Origin of the sequence: Streptosporangium sp. NPDC006007 (genome assembly GCF_040614315.1) — a bacterium.
GTDB lineage: Bacteria > Actinomycetota > Actinomycetes > Streptosporangiales > Streptosporangiaceae > Streptosporangium.
Map to the genome: position 1 here is coordinate 64,990 of NZ_JBEXUG010000024.1, position 20,044 is coordinate 85,033.

The 20,044-nt window shown below is 71.0% G+C and carries 14 protein-coding genes and 6 tRNA genes; 7 read left to right on the plus strand and 13 right to left on the minus strand.

Annotation, left to right across the window (positions count from 1 at the left end):
- Positions 1-231: 231 nt before the first annotated feature.
- The 3 genes from ABZ194_RS19575 to ABZ194_RS19585 all read right to left on the minus strand — a co-directional run bounded on the left by ABZ194_RS19575 (position 232) and on the right by ABZ194_RS19585 (position 488).
- Positions 232-306, minus strand: a tRNA-Val gene (locus ABZ194_RS19575).
- A gap of 14 nt (positions 307-320) precedes the next feature.
- A tRNA-Cys gene (locus ABZ194_RS19580) sits at positions 321-391 on the minus strand.
- Between the two features lie 25 nt (positions 392-416).
- A tRNA-Gly gene (locus ABZ194_RS19585) sits at positions 417-488 on the minus strand.
- 235 nt (positions 489-723) lie between these two features.
- Here ABZ194_RS19585 and dusB point away from each other — a divergent pair.
- The 4 genes from dusB to ABZ194_RS19605 all read left to right on the plus strand — a co-directional run bounded on the left by dusB (position 724) and on the right by ABZ194_RS19605 (position 5,347).
- A complete protein-coding gene (gene dusB, locus ABZ194_RS19590; RefSeq protein ID WP_355598117.1) occupies positions 724-1,845 on the plus strand; it encodes a tRNA dihydrouridine synthase DusB in 1,122 nt (373 codons plus the stop codon).
- 173 nt (positions 1,846-2,018) lie between these two features.
- Positions 2,019-3,938, plus strand: a complete 1,920-nt coding sequence (locus ABZ194_RS19595; RefSeq protein WP_355598119.1) for a TRAP transporter fused permease subunit — start codon at positions 2,019-2,021, stop codon at positions 3,936-3,938.
- The gene (locus ABZ194_RS19600; protein WP_355598121.1) at positions 3,935-4,906 is read left to right on the plus strand and encodes a TAXI family TRAP transporter solute-binding subunit; all 972 of its coding nucleotides are present in this window, start codon (positions 3,935-3,937) and stop codon (positions 4,904-4,906) included. Before ABZ194_RS19595 ends, ABZ194_RS19600 begins: the two co-directional genes overlap by 4 nt.
- Before the next feature lie 51 nt (positions 4,907-4,957).
- On the plus strand, positions 4,958-5,347 hold the full coding sequence (locus ABZ194_RS19605) for an MmcQ/YjbR family DNA-binding protein (protein ID WP_355598123.1): 390 nt from the start codon (positions 4,958-4,960) through the stop codon (positions 5,345-5,347).
- Here ABZ194_RS19605 and ABZ194_RS19610 read toward each other — a convergent pair.
- On the minus strand, positions 5,325-7,817 hold the full coding sequence (locus ABZ194_RS19610) for a DUF3516 domain-containing protein (protein WP_355598125.1): 2,493 nt from the start codon (positions 7,815-7,817) through the stop codon (positions 5,325-5,327). The two genes, ABZ194_RS19605 and ABZ194_RS19610, sit on opposite strands and share 23 nt — an antisense overlap.
- A gap of 118 nt (positions 7,818-7,935) precedes the next feature.
- Here ABZ194_RS19610 and ABZ194_RS19615 point away from each other — a divergent pair, with 118 nt between their 5' ends.
- Complete coding sequence (locus tag ABZ194_RS19615; protein ID WP_355598127.1) at positions 7,936-8,076, plus strand: hypothetical protein; 141 nt, start codon at positions 7,936-7,938, stop codon at positions 8,074-8,076.
- Positions 8,077-8,122: 46 nt separating this feature from the next.
- Here ABZ194_RS19615 and ABZ194_RS19620 read toward each other — a convergent pair whose 3' ends face one another.
- Complete coding sequence (locus ABZ194_RS19620; RefSeq protein WP_355598129.1) at positions 8,123-8,536, minus strand: heme-binding protein; 414 nt, start codon at positions 8,534-8,536, stop codon at positions 8,123-8,125.
- 114 nt (positions 8,537-8,650) lie between these two features.
- On the opposite strand from ABZ194_RS19620, the gene ABZ194_RS19625 reads away from it, so the two are divergent.
- Positions 8,651-9,832: a phosphotransferase gene (locus ABZ194_RS19625; RefSeq protein ID WP_355598130.1), complete on the plus strand. Its 1,182-nt coding sequence runs from the start codon at positions 8,651-8,653 to the stop codon at positions 9,830-9,832.
- A 1,010-nt stretch (positions 9,833-10,842) separates the two neighbouring features.
- Here ABZ194_RS19625 and ABZ194_RS19630 read toward each other — a convergent pair.
- From ABZ194_RS19630 to ABZ194_RS19665, 8 genes are all read right to left on the minus strand, one after another.
- The gene (locus ABZ194_RS19630; RefSeq protein WP_355598132.1) at positions 10,843-11,937 is read right to left on the minus strand and encodes a ThiF family adenylyltransferase; all 1,095 of its coding nucleotides are present in this window, start codon (positions 11,935-11,937) and stop codon (positions 10,843-10,845) included.
- Between the two features lie 62 nt (positions 11,938-11,999).
- On the minus strand, positions 12,000-12,128 hold the full coding sequence (locus ABZ194_RS19635) for a hypothetical protein (protein ID WP_355598134.1): 129 nt from the start codon (positions 12,126-12,128) through the stop codon (positions 12,000-12,002).
- A gap of 70 nt (positions 12,129-12,198) precedes the next feature.
- On the minus strand, positions 12,199-13,479 hold the full coding sequence (locus tag ABZ194_RS19640) for an MFS transporter (RefSeq protein ID WP_355598135.1): 1,281 nt from the start codon (positions 13,477-13,479) through the stop codon (positions 12,199-12,201).
- Positions 13,480-13,541: 62 nt separating this feature from the next.
- Entirely contained in the window at positions 13,542-15,386 is a 1,845-nt protein-coding gene (locus ABZ194_RS19645; RefSeq protein ID WP_355598138.1) for a tetratricopeptide repeat protein, read from the minus strand.
- A gap of 427 nt (positions 15,387-15,813) precedes the next feature.
- Complete coding sequence (locus ABZ194_RS19650) at positions 15,814-17,592, minus strand: phosphatidylglycerol lysyltransferase domain-containing protein (RefSeq protein WP_355598140.1); 1,779 nt, start codon at positions 17,590-17,592, stop codon at positions 15,814-15,816.
- Between the two features lie 330 nt (positions 17,593-17,922).
- Positions 17,923-17,994, minus strand: a tRNA-Val gene (locus ABZ194_RS19655).
- 14 nt (positions 17,995-18,008) lie between these two features.
- A tRNA-Cys gene (locus ABZ194_RS19660) sits at positions 18,009-18,079 on the minus strand.
- 23 nt (positions 18,080-18,102) lie between these two features.
- A tRNA-Gly gene (locus tag ABZ194_RS19665) sits at positions 18,103-18,174 on the minus strand.
- A gap of 322 nt (positions 18,175-18,496) precedes the next feature.
- Between ABZ194_RS19665 and hutH the strand changes: the two genes are divergently transcribed.
- Entirely contained in the window at positions 18,497-20,044 is a 1,548-nt protein-coding gene (gene hutH / locus ABZ194_RS19670; RefSeq protein ID WP_355598142.1) for a histidine ammonia-lyase, read from the plus strand.

The following is a 20,044-nucleotide window of genomic DNA, read 5'->3' on the forward strand; positions in this document are numbered from 1 at the left end:
ATCCCCGGTGCCCTCAGTGACATCGGCGCGGCCTCCGACGGCACCGTGTGGGGCGTCAACTCCGGCGGAGACATCTTCCGCTACACCGGGGACCAGCCGGGCTAAACCGCGAAAGTCACACAACTCCGCCACTTGGCGAAGGGGTGTCGCGTGCGCGCGTAAGGGTCCCGGGAAATCCGTCCCGGGCTCCTTCACGCGCGCCCGCGCGAGCGGTTGGTGAAACCCGCCATCTGGTGGACGATACAGGGATTGAACCTGTGACCTCTTCCGTGTCAGGGAAGCGCTCTCCCGCTGAGCTAATCGTCCGTGCGGAACACGAGAGGTGGAGACGGGATTCGAACCCGTGTACACGGCTTTGCAGGCCGTTGCCTCGCCTCTCGGCCACTCCACCGGAGTGAGAGCCCGAAGACCCTTCGAGCGGAAGACGGGATTCGAACCCGCGACCCTCACCTTGGCAAGGTGATGCTCTACCACTGAGCCACTTCCGCGTGTTTCCGCCGGGCGTCCCCTGCGGCAACGAGTGAACTCTAGCGGGTTTTCCGGGTGCTTGCCTAACCGTGACCGGCCGGCCAGGCGGAGCCCGCGGGTGATTCCGCGCCCCCGCGAAGTGAGGTCCGCGACCATCGAGGGGGCCGTCACATCCCGCCGCCGTGGCCGGGGCCGGAGGGGAGGTCCCGTCAGGCGTGATTCGTCCTACCGGTCCCAGTGCGGTAAAAACACCAGGTGGAGTCGTTGAAGCTGGGATCGCTTGAGGTCTGGCCGCCGGTGGTGCTCGCACCCATGGCCGGGATCACCAACGCGCCGTTCCGGACGCTCTGCCGGGAGCAGGGCGGGGGACTGTTCGTCTGCGAGATGATCACGACGCGGGCGCTGGTGGAGCGGAACGCCAAGACGCTCAAGATGATCCGGTTCGAGCCGGGTGAAAAACCCCGCAGCGTCCAGCTCTACGGGGTCGACCCCGTGACCGTCGGCAGGGCCGTCCGCATGATCGCCGAGGAGGGCCTGGCCGATCACGTGGACCTCAACTTCGGCTGTCCGGTGCCCAAGGTGACCCGGCGGGGCGGCGGCTCGGCCCTGCCGTACAAGCGGAACCTGCTCCGGGCCATCCTGCGCGAGGCCGTGCGCAACGCCGGGACGCTGCCGGTGACCATGAAGATGCGGAAGGGCATCGACGACGACCACCTCACCTATCTGGACGCCGGGCGGATCGCGGTGGAGGAGGGGGTCGCGGCGATCGCGCTGCACGGTCGCACCGCCGTCCAGCATTACGGCGGGGCCGCGGACTGGGGGGCCGTCGCGCGGCTCAAGGAGGCGGTGACCGAGATCCCCGTGCTTGGCAACGGCGACATCTGGAGCGCCGCCGACGCGCTGCGGATGATGGCCGAGACCGGGTGCGACGGCGTCGTCGTGGGCCGGGGCTGCCTGGGGCGCCCCTGGCTGTTCGCGGACCTGGCGGCCGCGTGCGACGGCCGCGTCGAGTCGGCCCGGCCGAGACTGGGCGAGGTCGCCGCGACGATGGACCGGCACGCCACGCTGCTGGCCGAGTGCTTCGGCAGCGAGCAGCACGCCGTGGCCGACTTCCGCAAGCACGTCGGCTGGTATCTCAAGGGCTTCACCGTCGGCGCCGGCCTCCGCCGCCGCCTGGCCGTCTCCGTCACCCTCGCCGGCCTCCGGGACGGCCTGGCCGAGTTGGAGGCCGGCCAGCCCTGGCCCGACGGCGTGGACGCGCCGCGCGGCAAGACGCACCCGCGTGACCGCGTCCACCTGCCGGCGGGGTGGCTGGACGACCCCTACGAGGTCGTCGTTCCCCGCGCCGACGCCGAGCTCGACACCTCCGGCGGCTGACGGCCGGAGGGGCTCACCGGTTCTTGGACGGCCGCCGCCTCCGGCTCTCCGGCGGGGCCGGCGCCGCCGGTGCCGCGAGGGTGACGGGAATGTGGCGTCATTCGGACAGAACGATGTCACCTTTCCGGCTACCCTCCTGTCAGGAATCGGCGGCCCGCACGGGGAGACGACGCTTGACGGAGACCACGGCACCGGATGACCTGATCGCGGAGTTCGACGCCGAGCGGCCCGCCAGGCGGCTGTCCGGCCGGGTGGCGCGGGCCGTCGCCCTCGTCGCCCTCGGGCTCTCGCTCTACGCGCTCTACCGGGCGTTCCGCCCCGGTCCCGTGCTGCCCTACCGGATGCTCTTCCTCGCGGTCGTGCTGCCGCTCACCTTCGTCTGCTACAAACCGGGGCCGCGAGGTGGCGATCGGCCGGGGGCGGTCGACTGGGCGCTGGCGGTGCTGTCGCTCGCGCTCTGCCTCTACCCGCCGGTCGTCTTCGACGACTTCATCAGGCGGGCGTTCGCCCCGACGGTCCTCGACGTGGTGGTGGGCGCGGCCATCTCGCTGCTGGTGCTGGAGGCCTGCCGCCGCACGGTCGGCTGGATCCTGCCCGCGGTCTGCGCCGGGTTCCTCGCCTACGCCTACTACGGCGGCTACCTGCCCTTCGACTGGGCCGTCGGGCACCGGGGCTACGACGTCGACAGGATCGTGGCCTCGCTGGTGATGGGCACCGACGGTGTGTACGGCGTGCCGCTCGACGTGGCGGCCACCTACATCATCCTCTTCACCGTCTACGGGACGGTCCTCGACCGTTCTGGCGCGGGCAGGTTCTTCGTGGACGTCTCCCTGGCGGCCTTCCGGCGCTCACGCTCGGCCCCCGGCCGTACGGTCGCCCTCGCCGGGTTCCTGCTCGGTACGGTCAGCGGCTCGGGTGTGGCGACGACGGTGAGCGTGGGCAGCGTCGCCTGGCCGATCCTGCGCGGGGCGGGATACCCCCGTGAGCAGGGCGGAGGCGTGCTCGCCGCCGCGGGCATCGGCGCGATCCTGTCCCCGCCCACGTTGGGCGCGGCGGCGTTCGTCATCGCCGAATACCTCCGGGTGAGCTACCTCACCGTGCTCGTCTACGCGCTGATTCCCACGATCCTGTACTACCTGGGAGTCTTCCTGGCCATCGAGATCGACGCCCGCAAGTACGGCACGCGGCCGGCCGGGGCGGACGCGCCGCGCCTGTGGCCGCTGATGCGGCGGTTCGGATACCATTTCAGCTCGCTGTTCGTGATCGTCGTCCTGATGGCGCTGGGGCAGTCGCCGTTCCGGGCGGTGGTGTACGCCACGCTGCTGGCCCTCGCGCTCTCCTTCCTCGACCCCGGCCGTCGGCTCACCCCGCGGAGGGCGGCCGAGGCGCTCGCCGCGGGCACCACGGGGGTGCTTCCCGTCGCGGTCACCTGCGCCGCCGCCGGGATGATCGTCGCCGTCGTCACGCTGACCGGGCTGGGCCTCAAGGCGAGTTCGCTGATCGTGGGGGCCTCGGGCGGCATTCTCGCCGTCACCGCGCTGCTGTGCGCGCTGGCGGTGCTGGTGCTCGGCCTGGCCGTGCCGGTGACCGCGTCGTTCGTCATCGCGGCGGTCGTCATCGGGCCGGCGCTGACCGGCCTGGGGGCGGGTCCGGCCGAGGCGTACATGTTCATCTTCTACTACGCGGTGCTGTCGGAGGTCAGCCCGCCCACGGCGCTGTCGGCTCTCGCGGCCTCGGCCATCACCGGCGGCAACGCCCACCGGACCATGATGGCCACCTGGAAGTACACGCTTCCGGCCTTCCTGGTGCCGTTCGCCTTCGTGCTGACCCCCACGGGGTCGGCGCTGCTGGCCCAGGGGCCGATAGGGGAGATTCTCTTCGCGACAGGGGTCTCGGCGCTCGCGGTGGCGGCCCTGGCCGCCACCACCGGTGGCTGGCTGTTCGGCCCGGCGCGATCGGCCGAGCGGGTGCTGTGCGGGGTGGCGGCGGTCCTGCTGCTGTTCCTGGCGCCCATTCCAGCGCTGGCCGGGGCGGGTCTGCTGGCCCTGGCCGTCGCACTGCATCTGGTCACCCGAACCCGGGAGGAACAATGACGATCATCAGGCGTATGGCCGTGCTGCTGGCCGCCGGAGCGCTGCTGCTCGGCGGCTGCGGCGGTGACCGTTCCGCCGGCCGGGCCGGGGACGGAGGCGCCGGGGGCAGGCGGCTGTCGATCGCCACCGGCAACACCACGGGCGTCTACTACGTCCTGGGCGGAGCCCTCGCCGACCAGATCGGCAGGAACATCCCCGGCTATCAGGCCACGGCCGAGGCGACCGGCGCCTCGGTGGAGAACATCCAGCGAGTCGTCAGGGGCGATTCCGACATCGCCTTCACCCTCGCCGACTCCGCCGCCGACGCGGTCACGGGCAGGGGGGCGTTCCCCTCCCCGCAGCCGATCCGCGCCATCGCCCGCCTGTACGACAACTACACCCAGGTGGTCGCCACCGTCGAGTCGGGTGTGAAAACGCTCGCCGACCTCAAGGGCAAGCGGGTCTCCACGGGGTCCCCCAACTCCGGCACGGAGGTCATCGCGCTGCGTCTGCTCATGGTCGCGGGCCTCGACCCGGAAGAGGACGTCGTGCTCCAGTCGCTCGGCCTGCCCGAGAGCGTGCAGGCGATCAAAGACGGCGATCTCGACGCCCTGGTCTGGTCCGGCGGCCTGCCCACGCCGGGGGTCACCGACCTGATGACCAGCCTCAAGGGTGAGGTGACCCTCATCCCTCTGGACGACGCGCCGGCCCCCCTGCGCGACCGGTACGGCCAGGCGTACGCCGCGGGCACGATCCCCAAGGACGTCTACTCGACCCCGGCCGACGTCGCCACGATCACGGTGCCGAACCTGCTCGTGGTGAACGAGGGCATGGACCCCGCCCTGGCCGGCGACCTCGCCCGGCTGCTGCTGGAGCACCGGGCGGAGCTGGAGAGGGTCCACCCCGCGGCCCGGAGCGTCACCCGTGAGAGCGCCCCCCAAACCGGTCCCGTCCCCCTCCACGGGGGCGCACGGAAGTACTACGGCTGACCTTCGCGAGGAAGGGCCCGATCTGTCGGTCGGGTCTGATAGCTCTGCCCCATGACCAAACGTGGAGTGACCCCCGAGGAGTTCTTGAGGATCGCGTCGGCGCTGCCCGAGGTGGAGCTGGCCCAATACAGTGAGGAGTGGGTCGGGCTCAGGGTCCGGGGCAAGGGCTTCGGCTACTTCTCGGAGGCCAGGCTGACCGCCCAGGTCAAGGTCACCGTGGAGGAGCGGGCCGCCATGGTGGGGGAGGACCCGGAGGTCTACGGGTCCTCCTGGACCAGCGGCCGGTTCGGCTGGGTGGAGATCCGGCTGGACCGCGTCGACCCCGCCGAGCTGGCCGAGGCGGTGACCGAGGGGTGGTGCCTGACCGCTCCGTCCGGCCTGGTCGCCGACTACGAGGCCCGAGCCGGCCTCGCCTCGGTCAAAGACGGTTCAGGCCGATGACGTGCACCACGGCGCGGCCCTCCTCGTCGGAGGCCGCGAGGTCCACCTGGGCGTCGATGCCCCAGTCGCCGTCACCCGCCGGATCGGCGATGACCTGGCGGACCCGCCAGAGCTCCTTCTCCTCCTTGATGCGGAGCAGGCCGGGGCCGCGGGCGTCGGGGCCGGTGCCGATCTCCTCGTGGTCGGCGTAGTAGGCGTCGAGCGCGGCACCCCAGTCGACGTCCGGTGCCAGCTCGGCGAGCTCCTCCTCCTTCTCCAGGGCCGTCAGCTCGACCAGCCGGAACATCGCGTTGCGGACCAGCACCCTGAAGGCGCGGATGTTGGCGGTGACCGGTTTGGTGGTCTCCTCCAGCGAGGGCGCCTCCAGCTCGCCGGTGGGGTTCTGCAACTGCTCCCATTCGTCCAGGAGGCTGGAGTCGACCTGACGGACCAGTTCGCCGAGCCACTCGATGAGGTCGATGAGGTCCTCGGTCTTGAGGTGCTCGGGGATGGTCCGCGACAGGGTGCGGTAGGCGTCGGCGAGGTAGCGGAGCACGGTGCCCTCGGACCGGGTCAACTCGTAGAACTGCACGTAGTCGGCGAAGGTCATGGCCCGCTCGTACATGTCCCTGACCACGGATTTGGGGCTGACCGTGTAGTCGCCGACCCAGGGGTGGCCCCGGCGGTAGGTCTCGTAGGCGCCCAGCAGCAGATCGGCCGACGGCATCGGGTAGGTGACGTCGTTGAGGAGCTCCATCCGCTCCTCGTACTCGATGCCGTCGGCTTTCATCTGCGCCACGGCCTCGCCGCGAGCCTTGTTGAGCTGCGCCGACAGGATCTGGCGGGGGTCGTCGAGGATGGACTCGATGATCGAGACCATGTCCAGGGCGTAGGTCGGCGACTCCATGTCCAGCAGTTCGAGGGTGGCGAGCGCGAAGGTGGACAGCGCCTGGTTCAGCGCGAAGTCCTCCTGCAGGTCCACGGTCAGCCGGGCCATGCGGCCCTGCTCGTCGGGTTCGGCCAGCTTCTCCACCACGCCGCCGGCCAGCAGCGAGCGGTAGATCGCGATGGCCTGGTGGATGTGCCGCCGCTGCCATCTGCGGTCGTCGTGGTTGTCGGTGAGCAGATGTCTCATCGCGGCGTAGCAGTCACCGGGGCGGTTGATCACCGCGAGCAGCATCGCGTTGCTGACCTTGAACCGGGAGTTCAGCGGCTCCGGCTCGGCGGTCTGCAGCTTCTCGAAGGTCTCCTCGCTCCAGCCGACGAAGCCCTCCGGCGGCTTCTTGCGGGAGAAGCCTCGCCGCCGCTTGGGGTCGTCACCGATCTTGGCCAGCGCCTTCTCGTTCTCCACGACGTGCTCGGGGGCCTGGCAGACGACGTAGCCGATCGTGTCGAAGCCGGCCCGTCCGGCCCGCCCGGCGATCTGGTGGAACTCGCGGGCGCGCAGCCGCCGCACCTTGCTGCCGTCGTACTTGCTCAGCGCGGTGAACAGCACGGTCCTGATCGGCACGTTGACGCCGACGCCGAGGGTGTCGGTGCCGCAGATGACCTTCAGCAGGCCCGCCTGGGCGAGCCGTTCCACCAGCCGGCGATATTTGGGGAGCATTCCGGCGTGGTGGACGCCGATGCCGTGCCGTACGAGGCGTGACAGGGCCTTGCCGAAACGCGTGGTGAAGCGGAAGTTGCCGATCAGGGTGGCGATGGACTCCTTCTCGGCCTTGGTGGACATGTTGATGCTCATCAGCGCCTGCGCCCGCTCCATGGCCGCGGCCTGGGTGAAGTGGACGACGTAGACCGGATACTGGTTGGTGGTGAGCATCTCCTCCAGCGTCTCGTGGAGGGGGGTGAGCCGGTAGGAGTAGACCAGTGGGACCGGGCGCTCGGTGTTCTTGACCACCGCCGTGGGCCGGCCGGTGCGACGGGTGAGATCCTCCTCGAACCTGCTGACGTCGCCCAGCGTCGCCGACATCAGGATGAACTGCACGCCTGGCAGTTCCAGCAGCGGAACCTGCCAGGCCCAGCCCCGGTCGGGCTCGGCGTAGAAGTGGAACTCGTCCATCACGACCTGGCCGATGTCGGCCCGGGCGCCGTCGCGGAGCGCGACGTTGGCGAGGATCTCGGCGGTGCAGCAGATGATCGGCGCGCCGGGGTTCACACTCGCGTCGCCGGTCATCATGCCGACGTTCTCGGTGCCGAACACCGCGCACAGGTCGAAGAACTTCTCCGACACCAGCGCCTTGATCGGCGCGGTGTAGAAGGTGCGCACGTCCCGCGTCAACGCGGTGAAGTGCGCGCCGGCCGCGACCAGGCTCTTGCCCGACCCGGTGGGGGTGGACAGGATCAGGTTGTTGCCGGAGACGACCTCGATCAGCGCCTCCTCCTGCGCGGGGTAGAGGGTGAGCCCCCGCTCGGAGTTCCATCCGACGAACGCGTCGAAGATGGCGTCGGGGTCGGCGTCGATCTCTTCTGGCAGGCGCTCTACAAGGCTCACGGTTCAATACTGCCGAAGAAGTGGAGGTGGTCGAACCCACTCGGGTCACGGATGCCCTTATCGTGCGGGCAAAATAGCGAACTCCGAATGACCGATTCACCTTAAATACCGCTAAACCGTGATCAAGTGGACTGAATGGGGTGGCGACGACCCGCTCTCCCGGCTCACCCCGAGGGAGCGCGAGGTGCTCGGCCTGTACGCGAAGGACGGCGACCGGCACCGCGGGGCCCTCGCCGTCCTCGCCTATCCGCGCTCCTGACCGGGCACGGCCCCGCGTTTCCACCCGGCACCTCCCCGTGCCGCGGCTACCTTCCCTGCCAGAGGCCTTCCCAGAGCGACGCGGCGGCCTCGGCGCAGGCCACGTTCTGGGCGACGGTGCCGCCGCTGACCCCGACCGCGCCCACCACCCGGTGGTTCTCACCGGACTCCCGGAGGGGGACGCCGCCGCCGAAGCAGACGTAGCGGTCCCCGGCGAGGCCGTACAGCTCCCCGCCCGGCGCGACCAGGGAGGCGAGGTCGGCGGTGGACATCCGGTGGGCCACCGCGGTGTACGCCTTGCCGGGGGCGAGGACCGGACCGGCGATCTCGGCGTGGTCCATCCGCTGGAAGGCGACCAGGTGGGCGCCCTCGTCGACCACGGCCACCGAGACGAGGGCCCCTTCGCGCCCGGCCTGCTTTACCGCGGCCTCACACATGCGCAGCGCGAGTTCGAGGTTCACCGGGCTCCTTACCCTTGGAAAGCCTGAGAGGTGGACAATCTGGTTTGTATCCAGGCCCGGCAGGATGATGCAAGATCTCGTATCGGAAGTTCTGAGCGTTCTCACGGAGGATCCATGCAGGCCCACGACCTGTCCGCCGGCGGTGACGTGCTGGCCCGCGTGCACGACGCCGCCCGCGCGGCGGTGCGGATCCACGGCCTGCCAGACGCCGAGGTCACGCTGATCAACGTTTCGGAGAACGCCACCTACCGGGTCGACGACCCGGCAGGTGGGACGTGCTCCATCCTGCGGGTGCACCGCCTGGGCTACCACGCCACCCCGGCGATCCTCTCCGAGCTGGCCTGGCTGGAGGCGCTGAGGGTGGAGGCGGGGGTCCGGACCCCCAGGGTGCTCCCGGCCCCCGGCGGGCGGCGGGTGCTGACCGTCCCCGGCGCGCAGCCCCGCGACTGCGTGATGTTCGAGTTCCTGCCGGGGACCGAACCGCCGCCGGATCGGCTGATGCCCGGTTTCGAGCGGCTCGGCGCGCTCACCGCGCGTATGCACCGGCACGCGCGGAACTGGCGGCGCCCCGCCGCCTTCACCCGCTTCCACTGGGACTACGACGCCGCCCTCGGCGCCGAGTCGCGCTGGGGCCGCTGGCAGGACGGGGCGGGGGTGGACTCCGAGGCGGCGGTCGTGCTGGAACGGCTCGCCGAGGAACTGCGGGAGCGGCTGCGCCGGTTCGGCCGGGGCGCCGGGCGCTACGGTCTGATCCACGCCGATCTGCGCCTGGCCAACCTGCTGGTGGTGGGCGACGAGCCGCCGGGTGTCATCGACTTCGACGACTGCGGCTTCGGGTGGTACCTCTACGACCTGGCCGCGGCGGTCAGCTTCATCGAGCACCACCCCCAGGTCCCCGAGATGATCGCGGCCTGGGTGCGGGGCTACCGGACCGTTCTCGGCCTGCCGGCCGAGGACGAGGCCGAGATCTGGACGTTCATCATGTTCCGCCGCCTGCTGCTGGTCGCCTGGATCGGCACGCACACCGGCGTGGACATCGCCGCCGAACTCGGCGCCGGTTACACCGAGGGCACCTGCGAACTGGCCGAACGTTACCTATCCGGCCGGCCGGGTACCCCCGGCCGATCCACTCCGCCCACACCGGCGACGCCGTACCGGGCGTTCCCGCCACCGGGTCCACGCCCACAGGAGCTGAAAGCCCCCGACAACCGTCACGACGACGACGGCGTCGGCCGTCGCGACCAGGTCGCCGCCGGAGATCAACGTGTCGAGCGCGGGGCCGAGCAGCGTCAGTAGGGCCGGGATCATGACCACCACGGCCACGGTCAGGCAGGCCGCGGTGCCGGTGAGCAGGACGACGGTGTAGATCCGCACCGTCACGGCCTCGCGCCGGGGCAGTGCGGCCAGCGGGTTCACCGTCGGACGGCGGAACGGGTGGCCAAGCAGGTAGCGGAGATAGGCCCTCCCGTCGGCGTACAGGTTGCGGCAGCCGGAGAGATCCTGAAACACGAAGTAGAGATCGGTCCGCATGAAGATCATCAGTTGGAAGCCGAGCGAGACGACCTGGTTGAGCAGGACGACCGAGACCAGCCGGTGTGGGCCGCCACCCGGATGGGTCAGTGCCAGCGTGACCAGCGCGCAGCTGGCGATCACGGCGTCCAGCGCCATTCCGGACAGGTAGACGGTCAGCCGATCCCGCCGTTCCACCGCCCAGACACCCGTCACGTCCGTCTGGGCGGTCAGGAACTGCAGCCGGGTGCTGAGCCGGATCCGTCCGGGAACCCCGGCCGCGCGGGCGGTGCACAGGTGGGCGAGCTCGTGCAGGCAGACGCACGACCACGCGATCATCGCCTGAGTGAGCAGGGACACGCTGCCGAGGGCGTTCCACGCCACCGCCGAGGGGCCGGGCAGCAGCGAGGGCCTGGCCAGCGCCAGCCCTGCCCCGAGCAGGATCAGCGCCGCGACGGCGGCGTGCAAGCGCGGACTGAGCAGCCAGGCGACATGCCCGGGTCTCAGCCGGGGCAAGGTGACGGGCACCGGGGGAGGGGCGGCCACCGGCCTCTCGTCGATCTCGGCCACGAACCCCATTTCGACCATGGCCGTCACGAAGTCCTGGACGTCGACGCGCTCACCGCTCTCCCCGCGTATGCGGTGCTCGGCCTCCGCGGGGGAGGCGCCCTCCCGCAGCAGCTCGATCACCCGCATTCCGGACGGCGGGATCGAGATGAACCGGCCGGTCTCGGCTCTCCCCACGATCCACTCGGCGCCGTCCCGCCGGATCCGGAGCTCGCGCAGCCGTACCGCGGTCACCTCCGGCACCGTCCGCACCCCTCGCCTTCGCCGTATTCGCCGAAAACCAGGTGGTCGGGGGCGATCAGGTTGACCCCGTGGATGAAGTTGGCGAGGATCTCGGGGACGCCGGTGACGATCCTGACGACCGCGTTGGCGACCAGATGGCCGGAGATTCCCGCCGAGGCGGCCGTCACGCCGGGGCCGCCGAGGTCGATGGAGAAGCCCCGGGAGTCGGGGTGGTGGGAGACCTCCCGGCTCCGCCGTCGATCCTCGGCCCGGATGACACACTCGTAGCAGAGACCGCGGCCCGGCAGGAAGACGCCCACGGTGACGAGGGGGCCGTTGTAGCCTCCGCCGACCCAGGGCAGCCCCGCGGTCGCGCACACCCTGCTCGTCCACACCCGGATCCCGTCGGGCCCCTTGGGCTCGTCGGCGCAGAGCGCCACGACGTCGAAGCCCGTGGAGATCCGGGCCAGGTCCTCCGGGCAGGTGATGCGCGCCTCCTCGCCGGTGACCCGCACATCGGAGTTGAGGGCGCGCAGCCGCTCCAGGGCGGCCCGGGTTTTGGGGCGGCCCACGTCCCGTTCGGAGTACAGGACCTGCCGGTTGAGGTTCGACAGTTCCACCCGGTCGACGTCCACGCAGTGCAGGGTTCCGACACCGGAGGCCACCAGGGCCTGTGCCGCGGTCCCGCCGGTCCCGCCCAGGCCGAGCAGGAGCACCCTGGCCTGTCTCAGCCGGAGCTGAGCCTCCCAGCCGTGCTCCCTGGGGGTGAGGTCGGCCCAGCGGAAGAAGGCGTGACCGCGGCTGTAGCGCTCTCGTTCGCGCGGGGTCAGCTCTTCGGGCGCGGTCGCGCCGACGTCCTCGACATGACCGGAATCCATCAGCTGGGCGACCAGTTCGGCCGCGGCGGCCGGGGGAAGCCCGGTCAGGTGCCGGGAGATCTCCTCGGGGGTGCGGGTGCCGTCCATCGCACCCAGCACGCGCCAGACCAGGCCGTCGGGGTCCTCGATCTCCTGGGCCACGCCGTAGATCTGGCCGCCGATCCGGATCCTGCCGTCCGCCAGGCGGTAGGCGGCGTGTTCTCTCTTCACTCTTGGCAAGCGCACGGGTTCCTCCACGGTCGGCCCGGGGCCCCGAAGGGTGCCGGGCCGGCCGAGAGCAGGCGGCGTCAGTTGCCGCTGGCGTTACTGGCGACGTTGCCGGTCGTTTCGATCTTGTCGAGCCGGCGGATGCGGATCTTGACCTTAACCTCGGCCTTGACCTCGGTGGGCTGCTGAATCTTTTCGTCTTCCGTCACTACGCACTCCATCCAGATCGGTGGGACTGGTGTTTCCTCAGTGGCGGGAGGGGTCCTGTGTGGTTCATGATCATATGGGGTGCTGGGGAAATGACGTCAATCTTTTTTCGGCATTATTCTTCTTTTGTTGGGGTTGGCTCTTGAAATGGGTCATTCCCGGGGCGAGCAATGCCGTTAAGGGCAGGGTGACGCCCGCGAGGGTGGCCAGCAGCAGGACCGGCGACGTTCCCAGAGCCGAGGTGACCGGGCCGGTCAGGGCCAGGCCGAGCGGGGTCAGCGCCGAGGAGGCGATCCAGTCCAGGGAGGTGACGCGGGCCAGCCGCTCGGCGGGCACCTCCCGCTGGAGTGACACCACCCACTGCACTGAGAAGACCTCCAGCCCGAACCCGGCCAGGGCGAGGCAGACGTAGACGGGCCACGGGGCCGGCGACAGCCCGAGAGCCGGCGGCACCAGCCCGTACGCCGCCAGCCCGAGGATCCCGGCCAGACCCGCCCGCCGGGGCTTCCAGACCATGCTGACGATTCCCCCGGCCAGCCCGCCCACCGAGAGCAGGGCGAGGCCGGTTCCGTAGAAGGAGTCGCCGCCGAAACTCTCCCGCGCCAGGAGGGGGAGCAGCACCTGGACGGGGGCGATCGTGAGCATCGACTGCAGGGCGGTCACCCCGACGACCGCGCCGATCCAGCGCCGCAGCCAGACCTCGTGCACGCCCTCAGCGATCTCCTTCCAGGCCGAGGCCCGGGGGGCGCGGGCCAGCGTGGGCTCGCGCAGGGTCAGCAGGACGCCCAGACTGAGCGCGAAGGCCACCAGGGCGGCCAGGAACGCCGTCCCGGTCGAGGCGAACGACACCAGAAACGCGCCCAGGCCCGGCCCGGCGATCGCGCCGATCCGCCAGGAGACGGCGTTCAGGGCGGCACCGGCCGGTCGCTGCGCCGGAGCGAGGACCGAGCCGAGACACGCCTGGAAGGCGGGGCGGAAGAACGACTCCGCGGCCCCGGCGAGGAAGACCATCCCGCCGAGCACCCAGGCCGACGTCACCCCCGACAGGCCGACGGTCACCACACAGCACAGGAACCCCTGGGAGGCGAGCATGACGTGCCGCCGGGGCAGACGGTCGGCCCACACCCCGCCGAACAGCCCGAAGGAGACCAGGGCGGCCCAGCGGGCGGCGAGCACCCCGCCCACCACCGTGGCGTCCCCACCCGCGTCGAGCAGTGAGACGACCACCGCGACCGGGAAGATCTGATCTCCGGCGACGGAGGCGATCAGGCTGACCCAGAGGGTCCGGAACCCCCGATTGCCCATCACCGAGCCGGCGAGCCACTGCCGTGTCGACCTCCTGAGGGTATCCATGCTGGTGAATGATTCGCCATTCGCCTCTTGGTAACAAGGCGTTTTCCCTTGGCGACGAGGGGTCAGGGGCGGTGCAGGGCCCTGTGGATGTCGTCGTCGTCCGGAGCCAGTCCCAGCGCCCGGGTGAGGTCGGCCACCGCCTCCTCCTCCCGTCCGGCGGCGCGCAGCGCCATCGCCCGGTTGAACAGCAGCACCGGGTCCGCCCCCGGCTCCAGAGCGCGGGTGAGGTCGGCGACCGCGCCCTCCGGGTCGCCGGCCTCGAACGCCAGCATGCCCCGGCCGGCCCAGGCCGCCGCCAGTGAGGGGGAGAGCTCCACGGCCCGGTCGAACGCGCTCCGCGCCCGTTCCGGGCGGCCCTCGGCCATCTCGACCTGGCCCAGCGCGCACAGCAGGTACGGGTTGAGCGGGTCGAGTGCCAGGCCGGCCTCCGCGTCGGCCCTGGCCCGGCCGTACTCGCCGAGGGCGGCCAGCAGGCCGGCCCGGTTGGTCAGCCCGTCGACGAACTCCGGATCCAGCTCCAGCGCGTGGTCCAGGTCGGCGAGCGCGCCCCGGTGGTCGCCGGTGGCGAAACGGATCTCGGCCCGGTTGTAGTAGGGCTCGGGAAAGGGCGGTCCGGCCCGCATCGCCGTCTCGTAGTCGGCGATCGCCGCCTCCGGTCTGCCCAGCCGGTGGAGCAGGTTCCCCCGGTCGATGTAGTAGTCGGGGTAGCCGGGGTCGGCCGCGATCACCGCGTCCAGGTCCTTCAGGGCGTCCTCGGGGCGGCCCAGCATGACGGCGAGCTGCGCCCGGTTGGCCAGCAGCACCATCCGGTGGATCGGGTGCTCGCCCGGCCGCAGATCCCGGTCCGCCAGGTCCAGCGCCCGCTGGACGAGCTCCAGCGCCTTGGCGGGGCGGCCCAGCCGTACCTCCACCAGCGCCCGGCCGTTGAGGTCGAACCCCAGTTTGAACGCCCGCTCGCGCCGATCGGGCAGGAGCGTGGAGATGGCGATCGCCTGGTTCACCCAGGCCAGCGCGGCGTCGAGGTCGCGCCTGGCCGGGTCGTGGTGACGGACCTTGAGCATCGCGGTGGAGTAGGCGGCGGCCGCGTGGGTGACAGGGGAGAGGCTCTCCCTTCTGGCCAGGTCGAACAGGGCCTCGGCCTCGTCCTCGCGGCGCAGCGCGCCGAGCGCGGTCGCTGTGCTGTGCAGCAGCCGCCACCGGATCTCCGGCTCGGTGTTCTCCGGGCAGGCCAGTCGCAACGCGCGCAGGCCCAGCTCGGCCACCGCCTCGTGACAGCCCGCGTCCAGGCACCACTCGACGGCGTGCCGGAACGCCCGCACCGCTCCGTCCTGATCGGTGCCCCGTTCGCGGTGGTAGGGGATCGCCCCGAGCCGCGCGCCGACCGTGCCCCCCCGCTCCAGTTCGTCGGCCAGCGTGTCGTGCTCCTGTGGGCTGAGCGGCTTCCCGGGTACGGCCCGCCCGCCGGTCACGACGGTCAGCGACTCCGGGGCGATCCGCCGCCGCAGCACCGCCAGCAGCTCCCGGTCGGTGGGGTCGGCGAGGTGGGCGTTCTCGACGACGAGCGTCCGCGGCCCGGTTTCGGACAGGTGGTCGCGGACGAACTCGGCGATCCCGTTCGACAGCCGCAGCGTACGGCGGGGCGCGTGCACCAGGATCCGTTCCGCCCTGGGCAGCCCGTCGGCCGCCGAGCGGCGCCTGACGGGGATCAGCTCGCGCGTGTCCGGTGCCACGGCGCGCAGCTCGATGTCATGGCGGGCCACGAGCTCCGGCCGGGCCACGGGTACCAGGGCCGAGACGATCGCGCCCGCGACGGTGTACGGCCCGCGCAGCCGCCGGTCGGCGTCCACCGGGGGCAGGAGCAGGGGGGCGAGGGGCGGTTTCTCCGATGGGAACGTTCCCGGACTCACCGGTCTCCTCTGGGTTGTCTCGGGGTGGGGCGTGGGGCCGGCGCCCATCGCTGGGCGCCGGTTCCGTGGCTCAGATGTCAGCCGACATGCTTCGGGCTGGCGGCTCCGCTGAGCGTGATGGTGCCGGGCTTGTGAATGATGACCTGCTTCATTGCATGCCTTTCCCAGAAATAAGAACAAACGGTAAGTATTCGCACTAATCGCATGCTTTGACAAGATTTACTTCTGAGAGTGGCCTAATCAGGACAACCCTCTGGACAAACCGGTTATGTGTCCGTTTCGCCGCCCGGTGTACCGACCGGAACCGGTCAGGGCCGAGGCCGCTACCGCGTGCCGGAGCGGATCCGGCACGCCGTACCCGCGACCCTGACCCCGGGCGCCTTCCACGCCCGGCGAACCCGCTGATCACCCGGCGCCGGGGCGGCTCTCACCGTGCCAGCGGGGCCCGGTCCTCGGCGACGCCCGGGCCGGACCGGGGACGGGAGCTGTGGTGCCACGGGGGCCGGGGGAGGCCGACGTTGATGAACGCCTCCGCCTGGAGCGCGGCCACGCCGATACGCGGCAGGTCGCGGGCGGCGGGGTAGACCAGGAACCGGGGTAGCCAGAGCGGGTGGAACTTGGCGTTGAACCGGTACAGCGACTCGATCTGGAACCACCGGGACAGGAAGACGAGGATGGAGTGCCAGGCCCGCAGAACCGGACCGGCCCCCAGCCGCTCGCCTCTGGCCAGCACCGCGCGGAACATGGCGAAGTTGAGCGAGACCCTGCGCACCCCGAGCTCGGGGGCCGCCTGCAGCGCCTTGACGATCAGCAGCTCGTTGAGGCCGGGGTCGGCGCCGCGGTCGCGGCGCATCAGATCCAGCGAGATGCCGTCGGTCCCCCACGGGACGAAGTGCAGGACCGCCCGGATGTCCTCGCCGGGCGGGGCCGTCCCCTCCTCGGCGGCCCTGTGCGCGGTGACGACGACGCAGTCGCCGTCGGAGGGGTCGCCGAAACGGCCGAGCGCCATGGAGAAGCCCCGCTCGACCTCCGTGCCCCGCCAGGAGTCGGCGGCGTGCCGGATCCGCTCCTTCTCCGTCTCGGAGAGGTCCCCGACCCGCCGTACCCGGCAGGTGTAGCCCGCGCGTTCGATCCGGTTCACCATCTGCCGGACGTTGCGCATGGCCCTGCCCTGGAGGGTGAAGCCGGCCACCTCGACCACGGCCTCGTCGCCGATCTCCAGCGCGGACAGGTCCCCCTCCCTGGTCCAGACCTCGCCCCCGGTCTCGCTGCACCCGACCACGGCGGGCACCCAGGCATGCCGCCTGGCCTCCTCCATGAACCGCCTGATCGCACCCGGCCAGGCCTCGATGTCGCCGATCGGGTCGCCGCTGGCCAGCATGACCCCGGCGACCACCCGATAGGCGATCACGGCCTTGCCGGTGGGGGAGAAGATCACGCTCTTGTCCCGGCGCAGCGCGAAGTAGCCCAGCGAGTCACGCGCGCCGTGCCGGTCGAGCAGCGCGCGCACCGTCCCCTCCTCCTCGGGGCTCAGCTCGGCGACGGGTTTCTCCGGCCGCAGCGCCAGGTAGAGAGTGGTCACAGCGGTGAGCAGACCGAGCCCGGCGAGGGAGAAGTAAACCAGGTCGGCGGTTCTCTCGCTGGAGTACTGGACCGGGCCCTCCAGGCCGACGAGGCCCAGCAGCACGTGCTGGAGCCGCTCGCCGATGTCGGGGTCGCCCACGATGTTGCGCGGGTGGCTGTTGACGACCACCCACCCGATGGCGACGTCCAGGACGCACAGGAGCAGGAAGTTCCAGAGCGCCCGCCAGCGGGTGCGCGGGTCGGAGAGGGCGTGGAACTCGTGCCGGTTGATCACGAGCACCGCGAAGACCAGCATGCTGATCGCGGCGCTGACGGGTCGGCGCAGGTGCACGAGTTCGATGAGGGCGCTCAGCGGCAACAGCAGCACCACGGCCCGCCAGGCCCGCACCTTCCGGCGCCGGAGCGCGTGCGCGATCATGACGAGCAGGATCCCCATGACGAGCGAGGCCGCCTGGGCGAGCGAGGTGACGGTCCCCGGCAGGAACCCCGCTATCTCGCCCACCCGTGTTCCCCTGAAGGGCCGGAACACGGCCCGGATGATGTCCAGGATCCCGATGACCAATGCCGCGTAACCCGCCGCGGCGGGTACCCAGGAACGAGAGATACGTGGGCGATCGCTCATGTTAGGACATTAAACGGTGCGGTCCATCGCCTCGTGCAGGCCGGGCCCGCGCATGATTAACCGTGCCCTTAACCGGTCTGAGTGGCTTTGCCGATTGGTCCGTGCCAACATACACCCCGGACGGCGCGAAATCGGATAAAGGCGACATGGGATTTACGGCGGTACAATTGCTGTTTCTTTGCGGTCCGGTGACGGTAACGACCCTCGCGACGCCGGTATGGGCGCACCGGCATGACCGTCGGCGATCCGCGCGGACTGCTCGCGGAGCGGCCGGTTCCCGCGGGGAGAAACGAAGATCCCCAGGCCGTGGGCCTGGGGATCTGTGAAGGGTGGACGATACAGGGATTGAACCTGTGACCTCTTCCGTGTCAGGGAAGCGCTCTCCCGCTGAGCTAATCGTCCGCGCCGAAGACAAGAGGTGGAGACGGGATTTGAACCCGTGTACACGGCTTTGCAGGCCGTTGCCTCGCCTCTCGGCCACTCCACCGAGTGGGGGCCGGAGCCCCTCCGAGCGGAAGACGGGATTCGAACCCGCGACCCTCACCTTGGCAAGGTGATGCTCTACCACTGAGCCACTTCCGCGTGCGTCTCCGGGCCGACCCGGACTCACGGACAGAACTCTAGCGAATACTCGCCGACTCCCCAAACCGGAGCGCGCGCCCCGGCCCTGGGCGGCGGGCTGTCTCGGCCGTGGGGCCGGGAGTCCGCCCTCACCCTGACCCGGGAGTCCCCCGGCCCTGCCGGCGGTCCCACCGCCCTCGGACCCCGGGGCCGCCGAGCCGGGCTGCCAGGGGTGGCGGCGATCCTCGCCGACGGGGAGCCGGGGGTGGATCGCCTTGTAATGAGCTTTCGGTAAGGAGCTAACATCGCATACGCCAGTTACCTGATCCGAGAGAGTGGCACCATGGGCAACAACGCGGTAGTGAACATCGGGCCGGAGCCGCTGAGCTTCGACGAGGTCGTCAGGGTGGCCCGATACGGCGCCGAGGTAAGGCTCACCGACGAGGCCGTGGCGGTCATGGCCTCGGCCCGCACCCGGGTGGACGAGCTCGCCGAGAGCCCCACTCCCGCCTACGGGGTGTCGACCGGGTTCGGCGCCCTGGCCACCCGGCACATCGAACCCTCACTCCGCGCCCGGCTGCAGCGCTCCCTGATCCGCTCGCACGCCGCCGGATCCGGGCCCGAGGTGGAGACCGAGGCCGTCCGGGCGCTGATGCTGCTCCGCCTGCGCACTCTGGCCACCGGTCACACGGGCGTCCGGCCGAGGACGGCGGAGGTGCTCATGAGCCTGCTCAACGCCCAGATCACCCCGGTGGTGCACGAGTACGGCAGCCTCGGCTGCTCGGGAGACCTGGCGCCGCTCTCCCACGTGGCCCTCACGATCATGGGGGAGGGCGTCGTCCGCGACGCCTCAGGTGACCTGGTGGACGCCCCCGAGGCGCTCAAGCGTGCGGGCATCGAGCCCGTCGAGCTGGCGGCCAAGGAGGGGCTGGCCCTCATCAACGGCACCGACGGCATGCTCGGCATGCTGATCCTGGCCATGAACGACCTCGGCCGCCTCTTCAGGACCGCCGACGTCGCCGCGGCCATGAGCGTGGAGGCGCTGCTGGGCACCGACAGGGTCTTCGCCGCCGACCTGCAGGCACTCCGCCCGCATCCGGGGCAGGCGGCCAGCGCCGCCAACCTCCGGGCCCTGCTCAAGGACTCAGGGATCATGGACTCTCACCGGGACGGCACCTGCGCCCGAGTCCAGGACGCCTACTCGCTGCGCTGCGCCCCGCAGGTCGCCGGAGCCGCCCGCGACACCCTCGCGCACGCCGCCGCGGTCGCCGCTCGCGAACTCGTCTCCGTGATCGACAACCCGGTGATCCTGGCCGACGGCAGGGTGGAGTCCAACGGCAACTTCCACGGCGCCCCGGTGGGCTACGTGCTCGACTTCCTGGCCATCGCGGTCGCGGACGTGGCGAGCATCTCCGAGCGCCGTACCGACCGCATGCTCGACGTGGCCCGCAGCCACGGCCTGCCGGCCTTCCTCGCCGACGACCCCGGCGTGGACTCCGGCCACATGATCGCCCAGTACACCCAAGCCTCGATCGTCTCCGAGCTCAAGCGCCTGGCTGTGCCCGCCAGCGTGGACTCCATCCCGAGTTCGGCCATGCAGGAGGACCACGTCTCCATGGGCTGGTCGGCCGGGCGTAAGCTGCGCCGCTCGGTGGACGGCCTCACCCGGGTGCTCGCGGTGGAGATCCTCACCGCGGCCCGGGCGCTCGACCTGCGCGCGCCACACCGACCGGCCCCCGCGACCGGAGCCGTGGTCGCCGCCCTGCGCCAGATGGTCCCCGGCCCCGGCCCGGACCGCTTCCTCGCCCCGGAGATCGAGTCGGTGGTCCGGCTCGTCGCGGACAACGCCGTCGTCGCCGCGGCCGAGGGGGTCACCGGCCCGCTGGGATAG

Excerpts from the sequence above, each read along its gene's own strand:
- ABZ194_RS19640 (WP_355598135.1), bottom strand. The coding sequence starts at position 13,479 with ATGGATACCCTCAGGAGGTCGACACGGCAGTGGCTCGCCGGCTCGGTG.
- ABZ194_RS19650 (WP_355598140.1), bottom strand. The coding sequence starts at position 17,592 with ATGAGCGATCGCCCACGTATCTCTCGTTCCTGGGTACCCGCCGCGGCG.
- ABZ194_RS19605 (WP_355598123.1), top strand. The coding sequence starts at position 4,958 with ATGACCAAACGTGGAGTGACCCCCGAGGAGTTCTTGAGGATCGCGTCG.
- hutH (WP_355598142.1), top strand. The coding sequence starts at position 18,497 with ATGGGCAACAACGCGGTAGTGAACATCGGGCCGGAGCCGCTGAGCTTC.
- ABZ194_RS19600 (WP_355598121.1), top strand. The coding sequence starts at position 3,935 with ATGACGATCATCAGGCGTATGGCCGTGCTGCTGGCCGCCGGAGCGCTG.
- ABZ194_RS19625 (WP_355598130.1), top strand. The coding sequence starts at position 8,651 with ATGCAGGCCCACGACCTGTCCGCCGGCGGTGACGTGCTGGCCCGCGTG.